This is a genomic window from Mesorhizobium sp. B2-3-13 (genome assembly GCF_006442195.1).
In the GTDB taxonomy this organism is placed as follows: Bacteria; Pseudomonadota; Alphaproteobacteria; order Rhizobiales; family Rhizobiaceae; genus Mesorhizobium; species Mesorhizobium salmacidum.
Genome location: NZ_VFVQ01000002.1, coordinates 280,705 through 296,084, shown reverse-complemented (window position 1 = coordinate 296,084; position 15,380 = coordinate 280,705). Strand labels below are relative to the sequence as shown.

Below are 15,380 nucleotides of genomic sequence, written 5' to 3'. Positions count from 1 at the left end.
TGATGTCAACGCCGCGCTGGCCCTGCCGGTCGCGCCAAATTCCGCCACAATCTGGCTGATCTGGAAGCCGCCCTCCTTACAATCCTTCACCGGAGTCATCCTTATGTCCTTGTTGTTCAGCCGTGCATCGCTTGCCAGCCTTGGCCTTGCCCTCGGCCTGTCGGCTCTTTGCCTGTCGCCATCGATGGCGCAGGAGGCCGCTCCCGCACCGGCTGCCCCGGCGGATGCGGCCACACCGGCCGTGGCGCCGGTCGACCCGAATACCGTGATCGCCACCGTCAATGGCCAGCCCTTGACCGAAGCCGATCTGGTGCTTGCCGAGGGTGAACTGTCGCAGCAGTTCGCGCAGTTGCCACCCGAGCAGCGCCGCGCCGCGGCACTTTCGGCGGCCATCGAAATCCGCGTCATGGCCGCCCAGGCGGTCACCACAGGCCTCGACAAGGATCCCGACTTCCAGCGCCGCATGGCCTTCCTGCAGCAGCGCGCGCTGCATGGCGAAATGGTCGAGAAGGGCGTCGTCGACAAGGTCACCGACGCCGAGGTTCGCGCCCGCTACGACCAGGAAATCGCCAACACGCCGCCGGTCAACGAGGTGCATGCCCGTCACATCCTTGTGAAGACGAAGGAAGAGGCCGAGGCGATCATCAAGCAGCTCGACGGCGGCGCCGACTTCCAGAAGCTCGCCAACGAACACACCAGCGATCCCTCGGGCAAGTCCAATGGCGGCGACCTCGGCTGGTTCGGACCTGGCCAGATGGTGCCGGAGTTCGACAAGGCGGCGTTCGCGCTCGATGTCGGCAAGTACACCGAGCAGCCGGTCCAGTCCCAGTTCGGCTGGCACGTCATCAAGCTCGAGGACAAGCGCGCCAAGCAGCCGCCGGCCTTCGACGAGGTCAAGGACCAGGCCAAGCAGGCTGTCATCAGGGACAAGTATTTCGCGCTGGTCAAGTCGCTGCGCGCTGGTGCCAAGGTCGAGATCCCCGACGCCAAGCTGAAGAAGGCCGTCGATACGCTGGAAAGCGCCAAGTAAGCCCGACAGCTCGAAAAAGGGCGCGGCAGCCGAAAGGCGCCGCGCCCTTTTTCGTTGGCACTTGCCAGCGGTGCCTACCTGCCGGGCGCTGCTATGCCTTGCAGGAGATATCGAACCACCTTGCGGATCGTCGCTTCGGGTTCGCCGAGCCGGTTGGTCAGGAGATGCCGCCAGGCGTAGGAAGCCACGAGATCGGCGACCACGGCCGGATCGATGTCGCTGGCGATCTCGCCCCTTGCGTTGGCGCGTTCGATGATCTGGCGGGTGTGGGCCCGGCGTCCGCCAGCATAATCGGCAAGGGCTTCGGCGGCGGTTTCATCCGACTGCGCCTCGGCGATCAGGGACCTGAACACGCTGCCCGACGATGTCTCGCGCCAGTGCGAGAACAGGTTCATCAAAAAGCCGACGAGATCCTCCTCCAGTCCTCCGGTATCGGGAACGTCGACGCGCTTCTGGCGCTGATAGACCTCGAGCAGCAGTGCCGCCTTGCTTGGCCACCAGCGGTAGATGGTCGGCTTGCCGGCGCGTGCGCGCCGCGCCACCGCTTCGATCGAGAAACCGGCATAACCGGCCTCGACAAGGACTGCCTCGGCGGCCTCCAGTATGGCATCCGCACTGTCGGGATTGCGCCGCGCACCGATCGATTTGCGCGCCGTATCAGCCTCCTCGGCCATTCCTGTCGTCCTCGTTTCAATTCTCTGGCAATGATAAGCGATCCGGCGATGAAACGAAACGACCCGTTTTGTGACGCAGGGGCGCCGCGGTCATCAAGCGGTGTCTCACATCAGGCCGTGGCCGGCATAATAGAAAAGCCCGACGCCGGCACCTTCGAGCGCATCTGAGAACTCGCCAATGCTGCGTTCAAGCGCGCGCTTGCCGAGATCGTTGCCTTCGATGACCTCGAAGCCGATGGAACGCAGCTTGTCGGCGATGTCGAGCGCGTCGTTGACGGGATTGGCCAGCGTGCCGGCCTCGGCATAGGTGCCGTTGCCGATGACGAGCGCCACGCGCCGCGCCGGCTCGGCGTCGGCGCGTAGCAGCAAAAGTCCCAGAAATGCCCAAGCGAGGATCGCAAGCCTGCCCATAGGGAGGATCATAGTGCCATGGACCCTGGCGACGCCAACAGATTTGAAACGCAAGCTTAATCCTGAACGTGTTTGCCCTGGCGGGAGCGACGAAAACGGCGCTTGCACCGGCGCGCCGTATCGGGCAAACCGGCCTTCCCCTTGCGATTTTCCCGCCCGAGGTCCCATGTCCACGACGATTTCGCCGCTCGCGCCAAAGAAATACCCCAAAATGCCGGAAATCGAAGGGGTGCGCATCGCCACCGCCGAAGCGGGAATAAAGTACAAGAACCGTACGGATCTCCTGGCCATGGTGTTCGACGCCGGTACCGCGGTCGCCGGCGTGTTCACCAAGTCGAAATGTCCCTCGGCGCCGGTCGATTTCTGCCGGCAGAACCTTGGCACCGGCAAGGCCCGGGTGCTGGTCGTCAATTCGGGCAACGCCAACGCCTTCACCGGCAAGAAAGGCCGCGAATCGACCGCGATGACGGGCGAAGCTGCGGCCAAGGCGGCCGGCTGCACGGCGGCTGAGGTTTTCCTCGCCTCGACCGGTGTCATCGGCGAGCCGCTCGACACAACCAAGTTCAGCCATCTGCTCGCCGGGCTGGTCAGCGACGGCAAGCCGGACCTGTGGACCGAGGCGGCAAGGGCCATCATGACCACCGATACCTATCCGAAGGTGGCGACGCAGACGGTCAAGCTCGGCGACGCCGATGTCACCATCAACGGCATTTCGAAGGGCGCCGGTATGATCGCGCCCGACATGGCGACGATGCTGTCCTTCATCGCCACCGACGCGCCGATCGCGGCACCGGTCCTGCAGGACCTGTTGTCGCGCGGCACGGCCAAGACGTTCAACGCGGTGACCGTCGACAGCGACACCTCGACCAGCGACACGCTGCTGTTGTTCGCCACCGGCAAGGCGGCAAAGCGCGGCGCGCCTGAAATCACCGATCCCAGAGATGCCCGCCTTGGCCAGTTCCGCCGGGCGCTCGGCAAGGTGCTGAAGTCGCTGGCGCTGCAGGTGGTGCGCGACGGCGAGGGCGCCCGCAAGCAGGTCGAGGTCACCGTCACCGGGGCCAAATCGGCCCGCTCGGCCAAGCGCATCGCGCTGTCGATCGCCAATTCGCCGCTGGTGAAGACGGCGGTCGCCGGCGAGGACGCCAATTGGGGCCGCGTCGTCATGGCCGTCGGCAAGGCCGGCGAGCCCGCGGATCGCGACCGGTTGTCGATCTGGTTCGGCGACAACCGGCTGGCGCATGAGGGCGAGCGCGACCCCGGCTATTCGGAAGAAGCGACCTCGGCCTACATGAAACGCGACGACATCCGCATCCGCGCCGATATCGGCATCGGCCGTGGCAAGGCGACGGTTTGGACCTGCGATCTCACCAAGGAATATGTCGCCATCAACGGCGACTACCGGAGCTGATCGCCTTGGCTTCGCGTCATCCTGCAAGCATGCTCGCGACAGTGCGCCGCTACGAGGCGGCCGGCTTTCGCGCCTGGCCCGCGGCCGCCGTCCATTATGACGGCACATGGGTGGTGCGCCTGACCGCCGGCCATCCGGCCAAGCGGCTGAACTCGGTCAATCCGCTCGATCCCGGCGACATCCAGCACATCGCCGACCGCATCGGTCGGGCGAGCCGCCGTTTCGATGCCTATGGCCGGCCGTTGACGTTCCGCATGTCGCCACTCTCCGGCCCCGATCTTGCCAGCCATCTCGACAAGGAGGGCTGGAGCCGGTTCGACGAATCGCTCGTCATGCGGCTGCCGTTGGCCGACGCGCATCTCGACGCGGCCATGGACCAGATACCGCTCAAGGACATTAGCCGCTTCATCGTCGCATTGCTTAAGGTCAGCGGCTCTGACGTATCGCTGCGGCCGGGCCTGTCGGAGATCATCGGCGCTATCCAGCCCGAGGCCGGGCTGTTTGCGCTCGAGGATGGGGCGGAGCCGCTGGCGACGCTGATCTGCGTACATGACGGCGATCTAGCCGGCCTGTTCGAGGTTGCCACCGACAAGGCGGCGCGCAACAAGGGCCACGGCCGCAACCTGATCCTGTCGGCGCTGAAATGGGCGAGACTGCGCGGCGCGCGGGAAGCCTGGCTGCAGGTCGAGGCGGGTAACGCGCCGGCGCTGGCGCTCTACCGCGCGCTCGGCTTCGAGGAAGTCTATCGCTATCATTACCGCCGGCCGCCCGGACATGAATGATGTGATATCCAGCGGCAAGCGCATGCTCCTGGTCGCCGCTTGCGCGCTGGTCGATGCCGACGGTCGCGTGCTGCTGGCGCAGCGGCCGCAAGGCAAGCAACTTGCCGGCCTCTGGGAGTTTCCCGGCGGCAAGGTCGAAGCCGGAGAGACGCCGGAACAATGCCTCATCCGTGAACTGCATGAGGAGATCGGCATCGAAACCGAGATCCCATGCCTGGCGCCGCTGACCTTCGCCAGCCACTCCTATGACGACTTCCATCTGCTGATGCCGCTGTTTGTCTGCCGCCGCTTCCGCGGCATCGCCCAGCCGAGGGAAGGCCAGGCGCTGAAATGGGTGCGGCCGAAACAGATGCGCGACTATCCGATGCCGCCGGCCGACGCGCCATTGATCCCGTTCCTGATCGATCTCCTCTGAGAGCTGATTGGACCACGGTCCATGTCAGCCAGCATTAATGGAAGATTTATCTCATCATGGAAAATTGATGGATGGCCGTTCTGGTACGGCCGCCGCCATGCGCTGGGGAGCGATAGAATGAGCCTGGACAGGGATTGGGATACGATCCGGCCCGACCGCGGTTTTCGTGCCGCCGATGCCGGCATGGGCGTCCTGCGGATCACGTTGCTGTTCGGATCGGCCGCGGTGGCGCTGGCGCTGATCGCGACCCCCTTCCTCGACAGTCAGACGCGCTCGCAATCGGCCCGCGAAGATTTCCCCGGCCTCGACATGACGGCTACGGGTTCGATCAGCCATCGCAGCACCTATACAGTGCGCCGCAGCGTGCTGCAGGCCGAGCCCGGCGGGGTCTGCATTATCCGCTCCGATGGCAAAAGCAGTGGCGACTGCTGACAAGGTTAAGACATTTCCGAAAGGCGGCGATTTCATCGCCTGTTAAGCCTGTGCCGTTAACCTTTCTTAACAGGTCGGCGGTAGGGTTGCGGCAAGAGGGATGAACGTGATGAAAACAGTGCTGCTACGCTTTCTGAAGGACGAAAACGGGGCCACGGCCATCGAATATGGTCTGATCATTGCCGTGCTGTCGCTTACGATCGTCGGCGGCATCAGTCAGGTCTTCAACGCGATCACTTGGTTGTTCAGCGACAATTCCAGTAGACTTGCCAACGCCTTCGCCCAGTAGGGCGGTCATTGTTTGATAGAACCGCTGAACCGCTCTAACTCCTGTTTCACGCAATTCCGCAAGGGAAACCGCTACGCGTTTTCCCGGGGAAAACCGCTACGCAGTTTCCCTGGATTGCTCTGGGGCTGATGCCCGCGAACGGGTCAGTGTCCTTCAGGCTTCTCTAATATCGTCTTTAGCGAAACCTTGGCGGAACCGGGCTTCAGCGGCTTTTGCTGCGACGCGTCGGGCGCCCAGCCGGACATCCAGACAATGGAGAAGCTTGCCCTGATGCGACCATCGGAGTCGGAAAAGCGTTCGGCGTAGATTTCCGAGGCGCGGGCAAACAGCCTTCGTGACCCCGGCCGCCGGCTGCGGTCGGTAAGCGCGATGGTTTCGCCCATGGCACGCAGATCGGCCATCAGCGCAAAAAGGTCGGCATAGCGCACGGTCACCGTCTCGACGTCGGCGACCGGCAGTGCGAAACCGGCGCGCTGCAGCAGTGCGCCGGCATCGCGCACATCGGTGAACGGGATGACGCGCGGGCTGGCGCCACCGTAGAGTTCGGTTTCCGCGGCAAGCAGGCTTTCGCGCAGTTCCGCAAGCGTGCCGGCGCCTGCGAAGGCGCCAAGGAAAAGTCCGTCCGGCCGCAGGGCGCGGCGGATCTGGATCAGCATGCCCGGAATGTCGTTCATCGTCTGCAGCGACAAAAGCGACACCACCAGATCGAGACCTTGCGGCTCGAACGGCACGGTCTCCAGCGGCGCAATCAGGCCGGCGGCGCCATTCAGGAAAGCCGCATCCGCCTCGACACGGGCGATGTCGGCTACCTTGCCGCTCCTCGCAAGGACGTCGGCCGCGGCCGAGGTCTGGCAAAACAGCACCGCCGCCTTGGCGAACCTGCGCTCGACGGCGCCCAGCCGGTCGGCAAGGTCCTCGGCGGCGCGATGCATGAGGAAGTCGGCACCGTTAACCGGATGGATGAGCGCACGCCGCTTGTGCGCCAGCCACAGGGAGGTATCCATTATAGGTTGCAAGGGATGGGTCCTTGTATATCCGCGCCCTGATATGGTTCGTATGGTGGCGACGAGAAACCAACCACGTGGCCGATCCGATGCCCAAGATCAAGTCCGACGAGATCAGCAAGCTGGCCGGGTCGGCAGCCCGGTCGGCTCTTGGCTGGCCGGCGCGTATCCTGTTTCCGCCGGTCTGCGCCGGTTGCCGCCGGCAGGTCTCGCAGCCCGGCGTGCTGTGCGGCGCCTGCTGGCCGAAGCTGCGGCTCTTGGAGCGGCCCTGGTGCCCGATAATGGGTACGCCGTTCACCCATCACATGGGCGAGGGTTTCCTGTCGGCGGAGGCGATCGCCGATCCGCCGCCCTTCGAGCGGGCGCGGGCAGCGGTCGCCTATTCCGGCGTCGCCCGCCAGATGGTGCAAGGGCTGAAATACCAGGATCGCACCGATCTCGCTCCCTGGATGGCGCGCTGGATGGTCCGCGTGGGCGCCGACCTCATCGCCGACGCGGATGTGGTGGTGCCTGTGCCGCTGCATTGGCGCCGTTTTTTCAGGCGGCGGTTCAACCAGTCGGCGGAACTGGCGCGCGCGGTTTGCGAGCTGAGCGGGCTATCTTTCGCGCCTTCCGCCATGCATCGCGTGAAACTCACCCGCCAGCAGGTCGGGCTGGAGCGGCACGAGCGCGAGGAGAACGTGCGCGCCGCCTTTCGCGTGCCCGCCGAGGCCGAGATCGAGATTGCCGGCCGCAGGGTGCTTCTGATCGACGATGTCTACACCACGGGCGCAACCGTGCGTGCCGCCACCAAGGCGCTGAAAAAGGGAGGCGCTGCCGCCGTCGACGTGCTGACCTTTGCCCGCGTGTTGCCGGGGGACTTCCGGGCGGACGAGTCCGCGACTATATAAGTCGGCAACGGAAGCGGAATTCGTCATGGTCGATGTCACGATCTATACGCGCATGATGTGCGGCTACTGCACGGCGGCCAAGCGGCTGCTGGAGCGCAAAGGCGTCGCCTATACCGAGCACGACGCGTCCTTCTCACCGGAACTGCGCCAGGAGATGATGTCGCGGGCTCACGGGCGCACGACCTTTCCGCAGATTTTCATCGGCGACACGCATGTCGGCGGCTGCGACGACCTCCATGAACTGGAGGCGGAAGGCCGGCTGGACAAACTGCTCGCCAACGGCGCGTCGATTTGAGGGGGTGACAATGGGTGTCTTCAAGGCAGCGGCAGTGCAGATGCGTTCAGGCGAGAGCCCCGAGCGCAATGCGGCCGATATGGAGCGGATGGTGCGCGAGGCGGCAGTCCAGGGCGCGACCTATATCCAGACGCCGGAGATGACCGGCGCGCTGATCCGCGACAAGCAGGCGCGTGCCGCCTCCTTCACCTCCGAGGACAAGGACATCATCGTCTCGACGGCGCGCAGGCTGGCGCGCGAACTCGGCGTGTACCTGCATATCGGCTCGACCGCCATCCTGCGCGCCGACGGCAAGCTTGCCAACCGCGCGCTCCTGTTCGGACCCGATGGCGCGACGCTCGCCACCTACGACAAGGTCCACATGTTCGACGTCGATCTCGACAATGGCGAGAGCTGGCGTGAATCGGCCGCCTACGAGCCCGGCACAGAGGCCGTTGTCACCGGGATCGGGGGTGCCAAGCTCGGCTTTGCCGTCTGCTACGATCTGCGTTTTCCGCAACTGTTCCGCGCCGAGGCGATGGCCGGCGCCGACCTGCTTTCCGTGCCGGCCGCCTTCACCCGCCAGACCGGCGAGGCGCACTGGCATGTGCTACTCAGAGCACGCGCCATCGAGAACGGCGCCTTTGTCGTAGCCGCCGCGCAAGGCGGTCTGCACGAGGACGGCCGCGAGACCTATGGGCATTCGCTGATCGTCGACCCGTGGGGCCGCATCATCGCGGAAGCCGCGCATGACGAACCTGACGTGATCGTTGCCGAGATCGACCCGGCGCAGTCGATTGCCGCGCGCAAGAAGATCCCCAATTTGAAAAATGCGCGGGATTTCACCATCAACGCCGGCGAGGCGCCGCGTTTCAGGGGTGCCGCCTCTTGATCCGCTTTTCCCTCATCTGCGAAAACGAGCACGAGTTCGAGGGCTGGTTTCGCAGCAATGACGATTTCGACACGCAGAAGAAGCGCGGCTTTGTCGATTGCCCCAGCTGTGGCTCGCACAAGGTCGAGAAGGCCCTGATGGCGCCCGCCGTTTCCACGGCCCGCAAGCAGGAAACCATAGCACTTGCCATGGGCGAGGCGCAGAAGCAGGCCATGGCACAACTGAAGGCGATGGCCGAGAAGGTGCGCGAGAATGCGGACTATGTCGGCGACAAGTTCGCCGAGGAAGCGCGCAAGATCCATTTCGGCGAAACCGATGCCCGCGGCATCTATGGCGAGGCGACGCTGGAAGAGGCCAAGGGCCTAGCCGAGGACGGCGTCGATTTCATGCCGATCCCGGTGTTTCCGGACGACCGGAACTAGCTAGCAATTAGCTTACGCTGCCGATCAGTTTTTCCAGCAGACGCGAAAGTGTTTCTCGTTCGGTCTGTGTCAGGCCGGACAGGATCTGGTGCTCATTGGCCACGTGGGCGGCAACAGCTTCGTCGATCAAGGCGAGCCCCTTTTCGGTCAACCGCACGACGATGCCGCGCCGGTCGTTGGGGTGTGGCCCGCGCTGGATCAATCCGGATGTTTCGAGCCGATCCAGCCTGTTGGTCATGGCCCCGGAGGTCACCATCGTCGCCTCGTAAAGCGCTGTCGGGTTCAGCGCGTAAGGTGAGCCGGAGCGGCGCAGCGTTGCTAGCACATCGAACTCTCCCGCCTGCAGTCCGAAGCGGGCAAAGAGCGGCGCAAGGCGCTCGCGCGCGATCAGCGCGGAGACCTCATTCAAGCGCCCGATCACCGCCATCGGCGACACGTCTAGGTCCGGTCGTTCCCGCTGCCATTGCTCGATGGCTTTCCCTGCACGGTCCATCTATCTCACCGTAATGTATCTTGACGCTAAGAATCTTTCCGATATCTTACCCGAAGATGTAATGCCGGCCAAGGGCGGCACGCTACAGGACTCGACGATGAAGCTTCTCTGGGATTCGGCGCTCGGCCTGCTGGTCGTCACCGGCGGCCTGCTTGGCCTGACGCTGCCTTTCGGCAAGGTCGCCACGGCGGCCGGCGTGCCAGCCATGGTCTGGGCCTTCGTCATATCGCTTGGCGCCGGCGGTGTGCTTCTCGTCGTATTGCTGCTGCGCGGCCAGCACATCCGGCTCACCGGGCACAAACTGCGCTATTTCTTCGTCACCGCCGCGGTGTCTTATGCCGTCCCCAATCTCCTGATGTTTTCGGCCATTCCGCATCTGGGCGCCGGCTACACCGGCATCATGTTCACGCTGTCGCCGGTCGTCACGCTGGTGTTTTCAATCCTGCTCGGTGTGCGGCGCCCCAACATGCTGGGCATCATCGGCATCGCCGTCGGCTTCGTCGGCGCGATCATGGTGGCGGTGACGCGCGGCGAGGCCGGCCAGCCGGCCGAAATCTTCTGGGTCGTCCTGGGCCTGCTCATTCCTGTCAGTCTCGCTGCCGGCAACATCTACCGCACTATCGACTGGCCGGAAGGAACCGGTCCTATCGAACTCGCGGTCGGCAGCCATCTGGCGTCCGCGACGATGCTGCTTGTCGGCATCCTGATCTTGCTTGGCGACAAGGCCTTCATCCAGCTCGGCACCGTGCAGCTCACCGTGGTGGCGCAGATGGCCTCGGCATCGGCGATGTTTGCTTTCTTCTTCCGGCTGCAGGCGGTGGGCGGTCCGGTCTATCTCAGCCAGATCGGCTATGTCGCGGCGGCCGTCGGGCTGTTTGCCGGTACGATCTTCCTTGGCGAACACTATCAGCTGCTGACCTGGATCGGCGCCGTCATCATCACCGCCGGCGTGTTCATCACCACAAAGGCGCAGAGCCAGAAAGCCTGAGGGGTTCGGGCTTATTTCGCCGGCGTCGCCGCCGGGCTCGGGCTGTGGGTATCGGCGGCGGCTGAGGCTGAGGATTGGCTGTTCAGACCGATCCTCCCTTTTCCGCCAGCACCATGTAGTTGACGTCCATGTCCTTCGAACGCGACCAGCGGTCGGCAAGCGGATTGTAGGTGACGCCGGTTCGGTCGATGATGGTCAGGCCGGCGCCGCCCAGCGCCTTTTCCAGCTCTTCCGGGCGCACCAGCTTGCCGAACTGATGGGTACCGCGCGGCAGCCAGCGCAACACATATTCGGCGCCGATGATGGCCAGGCCGAGCGCCTTCAGCGTGCGGTTGATGGTGGCCACGAACATGATGCCGCCGGGCTTGACCATCTCGCCGCATTTGGCGACGAACAGGTCGATGTCGGCGACATGTTCGACCACTTCCATGTTGAGGACGACATCGAATTTCTCGCCGGCCTCGGCGAGATCTTCTGCCGTCGTGGCGCGATAGTCGATGTTCACATTGCCTTCGGCGGCATGCAGTTTCGCCACTTCTATGTTTGTTTCGGAGGCGTCCGCTCCGACCACCTCGGCACCGAGCCGCGCCATCGGCTCGCACAAAAGACCGCCGCCGCAGCCGATGTCGAGGATACGCAGGCCCTCGAACGGCCGCGCCGCGCGCGGGTCGCGGCCGAAGCGCGCCGCGATCTGGTCGCGGATATAGGAAAGCCGGATTGGGTTGAATTTGTGCAGCGGACGAAACTTGCCGTTCGGGTTCCACCATTCGGCGGCAAGGGCGGAAAAGCGTTCCACTTCTCCGGCATCGATCGTCGATCGTCGGGGCTCAGGCATCGGTTGGTCTCCTCGGACGCTAGGAAGTCGGGCGTGAGGCATCGAATGTCAAGGCAACATTTTCCCCTGCTGACATCGCGGCGCTCCATGTCAGGCCATGTCAGCTGCCGAGCATCGCCATGAAACACGATCGGCTCGCGGACGAATGAGAAGCATCGTTTTGAACCAGAGGAGTGAGCGATGACAGCGACGCCGGTTTCGATCCTTTGGCGGAGGCTTGACCTCGAAGGGCATGACGGATGCCTGCTTTCGCGGACCGATAGCCGTCACAGCCTCGAGGGGCAGGCCATCTTCATCCAGGACGACAAGCCATGCTGCCTTGCCTATCGGGTAGACTGCGATACCGGTTGGCGTACTCAGTCGGCGCGCGTCAACGGCTTTCTGGGCGGAAACAGGCTGCACAACGCGATCGAACGGGATTCCGACGGCCGGTGGATGCTGAACGGCGAACCGCAGCATGATGTGACCGGTCTTCTCGACATCGACCTCGATTTCACGCCCGCGTCGAATCTGCTTGCGATCCGCCGGTTCGATCTTGGCATCGGCGCAACGACGCCCGCTCCGGCTGCTTACCTGACCTTTCCCAGACTGGAACTGGTGCGTCCCGAACAGACCTATCGGCGTCTTGATGAGACGCGCTACGCCTACGCCGCGCCCTTATTCGGCTATGACGAAATCCTCGGCGTCTCGCCGCACGGCTTTGTTGTCGACTACCCCGGCCTATGGACAAGCGTGACTGCGTCAGGATGATGCGAGTTCCGGCGCCGCCTATTTCGTGTCCAGCACGTCACGCAGCTTCGCTGCCAGTTGATCGATGGTGAACGGCTTGGCCAGGAAGTGCACGTCATGGTCGAGCACGCCGTTGTGGACCACGGCGTTCCTTGTGAAGCCGGTGGTGAAGACGACTTTCAGCCCGGGCTGGCGCGCGAGCGCTTCCTCGGCAAGCTTGCGGCCGTTCATCACCGGCATGACGATGTCGGTGAAAAGCAGGGCGATGCCGGGTGTCGCGGCGAGCTTCTGAAGGGCCTCCTGTCCGCCTGCCGCGTGGATGACGGTGTAGCCGAGTTCGCGCATGACGTCCGTCGTGGAAGCCCGCACGCGGGCGTCGTCCTCGACGACGAGGATCGTCTCGGTGACAGTGGCGGCGCCCTTGTCGCGCCCGGCTGGAACCGCCGGCTCCTCAGGTCCGAAAAGTCGGGGCAGATAGATCTTGATCGTCGTGCCTTCGCCGGGCTCGGAGTAGATCTTGACGTGGCCGCCCGACTGTTTGACGAAGCCGAACACCTGGCTCAGCCCAAGCCCCGTGCCCTTATCGGCCGGCTTGGTCGTGAAGAAGGGCTCGAAGGCCCTGGTGATGATCTCAGGCGACATACCCGCACCGGTGTCGGTAACCGCGATCATCACGTATTGGCCAGGCGCGACGTCAGCGTGCGTCAATGCATAGGCCTCGTCGAGGTGGCTGTTGACGGTCTCGATGGTCAGCTTGCCGTCATTGTCCATGGCATCACGGGCATTGACGGCCAGATTGAGAATCGCGTTCTCGAGCTGGTTGGGATCGGCGTGGATTTTCCACAGGCCGCCCGCCAGCACGGTTTCGATGCGAATGCCTTCACCCAGGGCACGGCGCAGAAGATCGGACATGCCGGTCAACAGCCGGTTGGTGTCGACAACCTGCGGCGCCAGAGGCTGCAGACGGGAGAAGGCAAGCAGGCGGGAGGTCAGATTGGCCGCACGGCTGGCCGCGTCCGTCGCGGCCTCGACGAGCTTTTCAATGTCATGTTCGCCCCGCTTCAGCTTGCGCTGGGCAAGGTTCATGGCGCTGAGGATGACCGCCAGCATGTTGTTGAAGTCGTGGGCGATTCCACCGGTCAACTGCCCGACGGCTTCCATCTTCTGCATCTGGCGTATCTGGGATTCGGCATTTTCACGCGTCTGGATCTCATTGCCGAGCTCGATGTTCTTGCGCATCAGCTCTTCCTGGGCGACGAGCACCTCGCGGAAGCGGCGGCGGGATTGACGGATAGTGTAGACACCAAGCAGGAAAATCCCCAACAACGCAGCCAGCGAGCCGATGCGCAACCAGGCCTCGACCCGATCGGTATGCTCGTCGCGCGCGGCCACCGCAGCGGCGCCGATACGCCGGATCGTATCCATGCTGGCGCGGATTTCGTCCATGGCTGACTTGCCCTGGCCGCCGCGGACCAGTTGCAGGGCCTTTGCCGCGTCGCCTCGATCGTAGAGAGCTATGGTCTCGGCCAGTTCGGCCTGCTGTTGCGAAAGCGCTGCCTTGATGTGGCTGATCTGCTGGATGATCTGATCATCGGGAGCGGCCGCGCTCTCGATCCGCGCCAGTTGTCCAGGAATTGCCTCGATGGCCTTCCGATAAGGCTCCAGATAGGATTTTTCACCTGTCAGCAGGTAGCCGCGCTGACCACTCTCGGCGTCTTGCGCCAGTGAAAGCAGCCCGGAAAGCTGCTCCTGGTATTCAATTGTCTCGCGCGCGGCGGCACGATTGGCCCTCTGGCTCTCGACGAGCACGGCACGGGCGCCGACGATCAGCGCCAATGCGGCGAAGCCGGCGATAATCGGGAGCGGTTGCAGTCGCATGGCGCGCCGAAGACGAGCAATCATCTGTTATGCCGAACCAAGAGGAATTCCCGCGGGCAGCATTTGGTAAGCGGCACCGGCCTGGAAGGCAATATGTCGTGTTGTTACGCAATCCGCCGTCAGTCTTGCGAAACCTTGCTCATTTGGTTAAGGAGGCCGCGCATTGAGCGGCCGGCGCCAGCCGGGCGCTTTTCTTCCGTTTTCGGCCTCGGGCCGGCTCCAGTCAAAGGCATTTCGCTTCCATGGCGCGTATCGTGATGAAATTCGGCGGAACCTCCGTCGCCGACATCGCCCGCATCCGCAATGTGGCGCGTCACGTCAAACGCGAAGTCGACGCCGGCCACGAAGTGGCGGTGGTGGTTTCAGCGATGGCCGGCAAGACCAATGAACTGGTCGGTTGGACGCGCGAAGCCTCGCCGATGCACGACGCACGCGAATATGACGCGGTCGTCGCTTCCGGCGAACAGGTCACGGCTGGCCTGCTCGCCATCACCTTGCAGAACATGGGCGTGCATGCGCGCTCCTGGCAAGGCTGGCAGATCCCGATCAAGACCGACAACGCGCATGGCGCGGCGCGCATTCTCGACATCGACGGTGCCTTCCTGGTCAAGCGCTTCGGCGAGGGGCAGGTGGCTGTCATCGCCGGTTTCCAGGGCATCGGGCCGGACAACCGCATCGCAACGCTTGGCCGCGGCGGCTCCGACACCAGCGCCGTGGCGATCGCCGCCGCGGTCAAAGCTGACCGCTGCGACATCTACACCGACGTCGACGGGGTCTACACCACCGATCCGCGCATCGAGCCCAAGGCGCGGCGGCTGGCCAAGATATCGTTCGAGGAAATGCTTGAAATGGCCTCGCTCGGCGCCAAGGTTCTGCAGGTGCGTTCGGTCGAGCTTGCCATGGTGCACAGGGTGCGTACCTTCGTGCGATCGTCCTTCGACGATCCCGATGCGCCCGGAATGGGGGATTTGCTCAATCCTCCGGGAACGCTCATTTGCGACGAGGAAGAGATCGTGGAACAGCAGGTCGTCACCGGAATTGCCTACGCCAAGGACGAAGCGCAGATTTCGCTGCGCCGTGTCGGCGACCGGCCAGGCGTCGCCGCCGGCATCTTCGGTCCCCTGGCCGAAGCCAACATCAATGTCGACATGATCGTCCAGAACATCTCCGAGGACGGCAAGCTGACCGACATGACCTTCACCGTGCCGTCGGGCGATGTCGACAAGGCACTGGCCGTGCTCGACCGGCTGAAAGCCGAGATCGGCTATGATGTCGTGCAGTCGGAAGCCGGCATGTCGAAGGTTTCGGTCATCGGCATCGGCATGAGGAGCCATGCGGGTGTTGCCGCCACCGCCTTCAAGGCTCTGGCTGACAAGGCAATCAACATCCGCGCCATCACCACCTCCGAGATCAAGATTTCGATACTGATCGACGGTCCGTATACGGAACTTGCGGTTCGCACTTTGCATTCCGTCTACGGTCTGGATAAGCAGTAGCAAGACTGAATCAGTTGTTGCGTGCATGCCGGCCGCGG

Annotated in this window: 19 protein-coding genes; 13 read left to right on the top strand and 6 right to left on the bottom strand. The window is 63.9% G+C overall.

Annotation, left to right across the window (positions count from 1 at the left end; genetic code table 11):
- Positions 1-103: 103 nt before the first annotated feature.
- Positions 104-1,030, top strand: a complete 927-nt coding sequence (locus FJ941_RS03925) for a peptidylprolyl isomerase (protein WP_140503211.1) — start codon at positions 104-106, stop codon at positions 1,028-1,030.
- A gap of 74 nt (positions 1,031-1,104) precedes the next feature.
- Here the strand turns inward: FJ941_RS03925 and FJ941_RS03920 are convergent, their stop codons facing one another.
- Together FJ941_RS03920 and FJ941_RS03915 are read right to left on the bottom strand one after the other, a co-directional pair.
- Positions 1,105-1,704, bottom strand: a complete 600-nt coding sequence (locus FJ941_RS03920) for a TetR/AcrR family transcriptional regulator (protein WP_140503209.1) — start codon at positions 1,702-1,704, stop codon at positions 1,105-1,107.
- Positions 1,705-1,809: 105 nt separating this feature from the next.
- Positions 1,810-2,169 (bottom strand): caspase family protein, encoded by a 360-nt coding sequence (locus FJ941_RS03915; protein ID WP_246673681.1) that lies wholly within the window; start codon positions 2,167-2,169, stop codon positions 1,810-1,812.
- A 112-nt stretch (positions 2,170-2,281) separates the two neighbouring features.
- Here FJ941_RS03915 and argJ point away from each other — a divergent pair, with 112 nt between their 5' ends.
- The 5 genes from argJ (at position 2,282) to FJ941_RS03890 (ending at position 5,441) form a co-directional block, all read left to right on the top strand.
- Positions 2,282-3,523 carry a bifunctional glutamate N-acetyltransferase/amino-acid acetyltransferase ArgJ gene (gene argJ, locus FJ941_RS03910; protein WP_140503207.1) on the top strand — a complete coding sequence of 414 codons (1,242 nt, stop codon included), beginning with the start codon at positions 2,282-2,284 and terminating at the stop codon, positions 3,521-3,523.
- 29 nt (positions 3,524-3,552) lie between these two features.
- A complete protein-coding gene (locus FJ941_RS03905) occupies positions 3,553-4,305 on the top strand; it encodes a GNAT family N-acetyltransferase (RefSeq protein WP_140503468.1) in 753 nt (250 codons plus the stop codon).
- Positions 4,298-4,720 carry a (deoxy)nucleoside triphosphate pyrophosphohydrolase gene (locus FJ941_RS03900; protein ID WP_140503205.1) on the top strand — a complete coding sequence of 141 codons (423 nt, stop codon included), beginning with the start codon at positions 4,298-4,300 and terminating at the stop codon, positions 4,718-4,720. The genes FJ941_RS03905 and FJ941_RS03900 overlap by 8 nt, the downstream gene beginning before the upstream one ends.
- Before the next feature lie 117 nt (positions 4,721-4,837).
- A complete protein-coding gene (locus FJ941_RS03895; RefSeq protein ID WP_027143435.1) occupies positions 4,838-5,152 on the top strand; it encodes a hypothetical protein in 315 nt (104 codons plus the stop codon).
- A 109-nt stretch (positions 5,153-5,261) separates the two neighbouring features.
- A complete protein-coding gene (locus tag FJ941_RS03890; RefSeq protein ID WP_140503203.1) occupies positions 5,262-5,441 on the top strand; it encodes a Flp family type IVb pilin in 180 nt (59 codons plus the stop codon).
- Positions 5,442-5,584: 143 nt separating this feature from the next.
- Here the strand turns inward: FJ941_RS03890 and FJ941_RS03885 are convergent, their stop codons facing one another.
- Positions 5,585-6,457 (bottom strand): methyltransferase domain-containing protein, encoded by an 873-nt coding sequence (locus FJ941_RS03885; protein ID WP_140503201.1) that lies wholly within the window; start codon positions 6,455-6,457, stop codon positions 5,585-5,587.
- A gap of 65 nt (positions 6,458-6,522) precedes the next feature.
- Here FJ941_RS03885 and FJ941_RS03880 point away from each other — a divergent pair, with 65 nt between their 5' ends.
- The 4 genes from FJ941_RS03880 to FJ941_RS03865 are packed head-to-tail and all read left to right on the top strand — an operon-like array spanning position 6,523 to position 8,923.
- Positions 6,523-7,335, top strand: a complete 813-nt coding sequence (locus FJ941_RS03880; protein ID WP_140503199.1) for a ComF family protein — start codon at positions 6,523-6,525, stop codon at positions 7,333-7,335.
- A gap of 25 nt (positions 7,336-7,360) precedes the next feature.
- Complete coding sequence (gene grxC, locus FJ941_RS03875) at positions 7,361-7,630, top strand: glutaredoxin 3 (protein ID WP_027143431.1); 270 nt, start codon at positions 7,361-7,363, stop codon at positions 7,628-7,630.
- A gap of 10 nt (positions 7,631-7,640) precedes the next feature.
- Entirely contained in the window at positions 7,641-8,501 is an 861-nt protein-coding gene (locus tag FJ941_RS03870; protein ID WP_140503197.1) for a carbon-nitrogen hydrolase family protein, read from the top strand.
- Positions 8,498-8,923, top strand: coding sequence for a DUF1178 family protein (locus FJ941_RS03865; RefSeq protein WP_140503195.1), 426 nt, complete (start codon positions 8,498-8,500; stop codon positions 8,921-8,923). Before FJ941_RS03870 ends, FJ941_RS03865 begins: the two co-directional genes overlap by 4 nt.
- 7 nt (positions 8,924-8,930) lie before the next feature.
- Here FJ941_RS03865 and FJ941_RS03860 read toward each other — a convergent pair whose 3' ends face one another.
- Positions 8,931-9,416, bottom strand: coding sequence for a MarR family transcriptional regulator (locus tag FJ941_RS03860; RefSeq protein WP_140503193.1), 486 nt, complete (start codon positions 9,414-9,416; stop codon positions 8,931-8,933).
- Between the two features lie 97 nt (positions 9,417-9,513).
- Here FJ941_RS03860 and FJ941_RS03855 point away from each other — a divergent pair, with 97 nt between their 5' ends.
- Positions 9,514-10,404, top strand: coding sequence for a DMT family transporter (locus FJ941_RS03855; protein WP_140503191.1), 891 nt, complete (start codon positions 9,514-9,516; stop codon positions 10,402-10,404).
- A gap of 82 nt (positions 10,405-10,486) precedes the next feature.
- Here FJ941_RS03855 and ubiG read toward each other — a convergent pair whose 3' ends face one another.
- Positions 10,487-11,239, bottom strand: coding sequence for a bifunctional 2-polyprenyl-6-hydroxyphenol methylase/3-demethylubiquinol 3-O-methyltransferase UbiG (gene ubiG / locus FJ941_RS03850; protein ID WP_140503189.1), 753 nt, complete (start codon positions 11,237-11,239; stop codon positions 10,487-10,489).
- Between the two features lie 180 nt (positions 11,240-11,419).
- Between ubiG and FJ941_RS03845 the strand changes: the two genes are divergently transcribed.
- A complete protein-coding gene (locus FJ941_RS03845; RefSeq protein WP_140503187.1) occupies positions 11,420-11,989 on the top strand; it encodes a putative glycolipid-binding domain-containing protein in 570 nt (189 codons plus the stop codon).
- Positions 11,990-12,007: 18 nt separating this feature from the next.
- On the opposite strand, the gene FJ941_RS03840 is transcribed toward FJ941_RS03845, so the two are convergent.
- Complete coding sequence (locus FJ941_RS03840) at positions 12,008-13,846, bottom strand: CHASE3 domain-containing protein (RefSeq protein WP_140503467.1); 1,839 nt, start codon at positions 13,844-13,846, stop codon at positions 12,008-12,010.
- A 242-nt stretch (positions 13,847-14,088) separates the two neighbouring features.
- Between FJ941_RS03840 and FJ941_RS03835 the strand changes: the two genes are divergently transcribed.
- Positions 14,089-15,342 (top strand): aspartate kinase, encoded by a 1,254-nt coding sequence (locus FJ941_RS03835; protein WP_015315600.1) that lies wholly within the window; start codon positions 14,089-14,091, stop codon positions 15,340-15,342.
- The last annotated feature ends 38 nt before the right edge of the window (positions 15,343-15,380 follow it).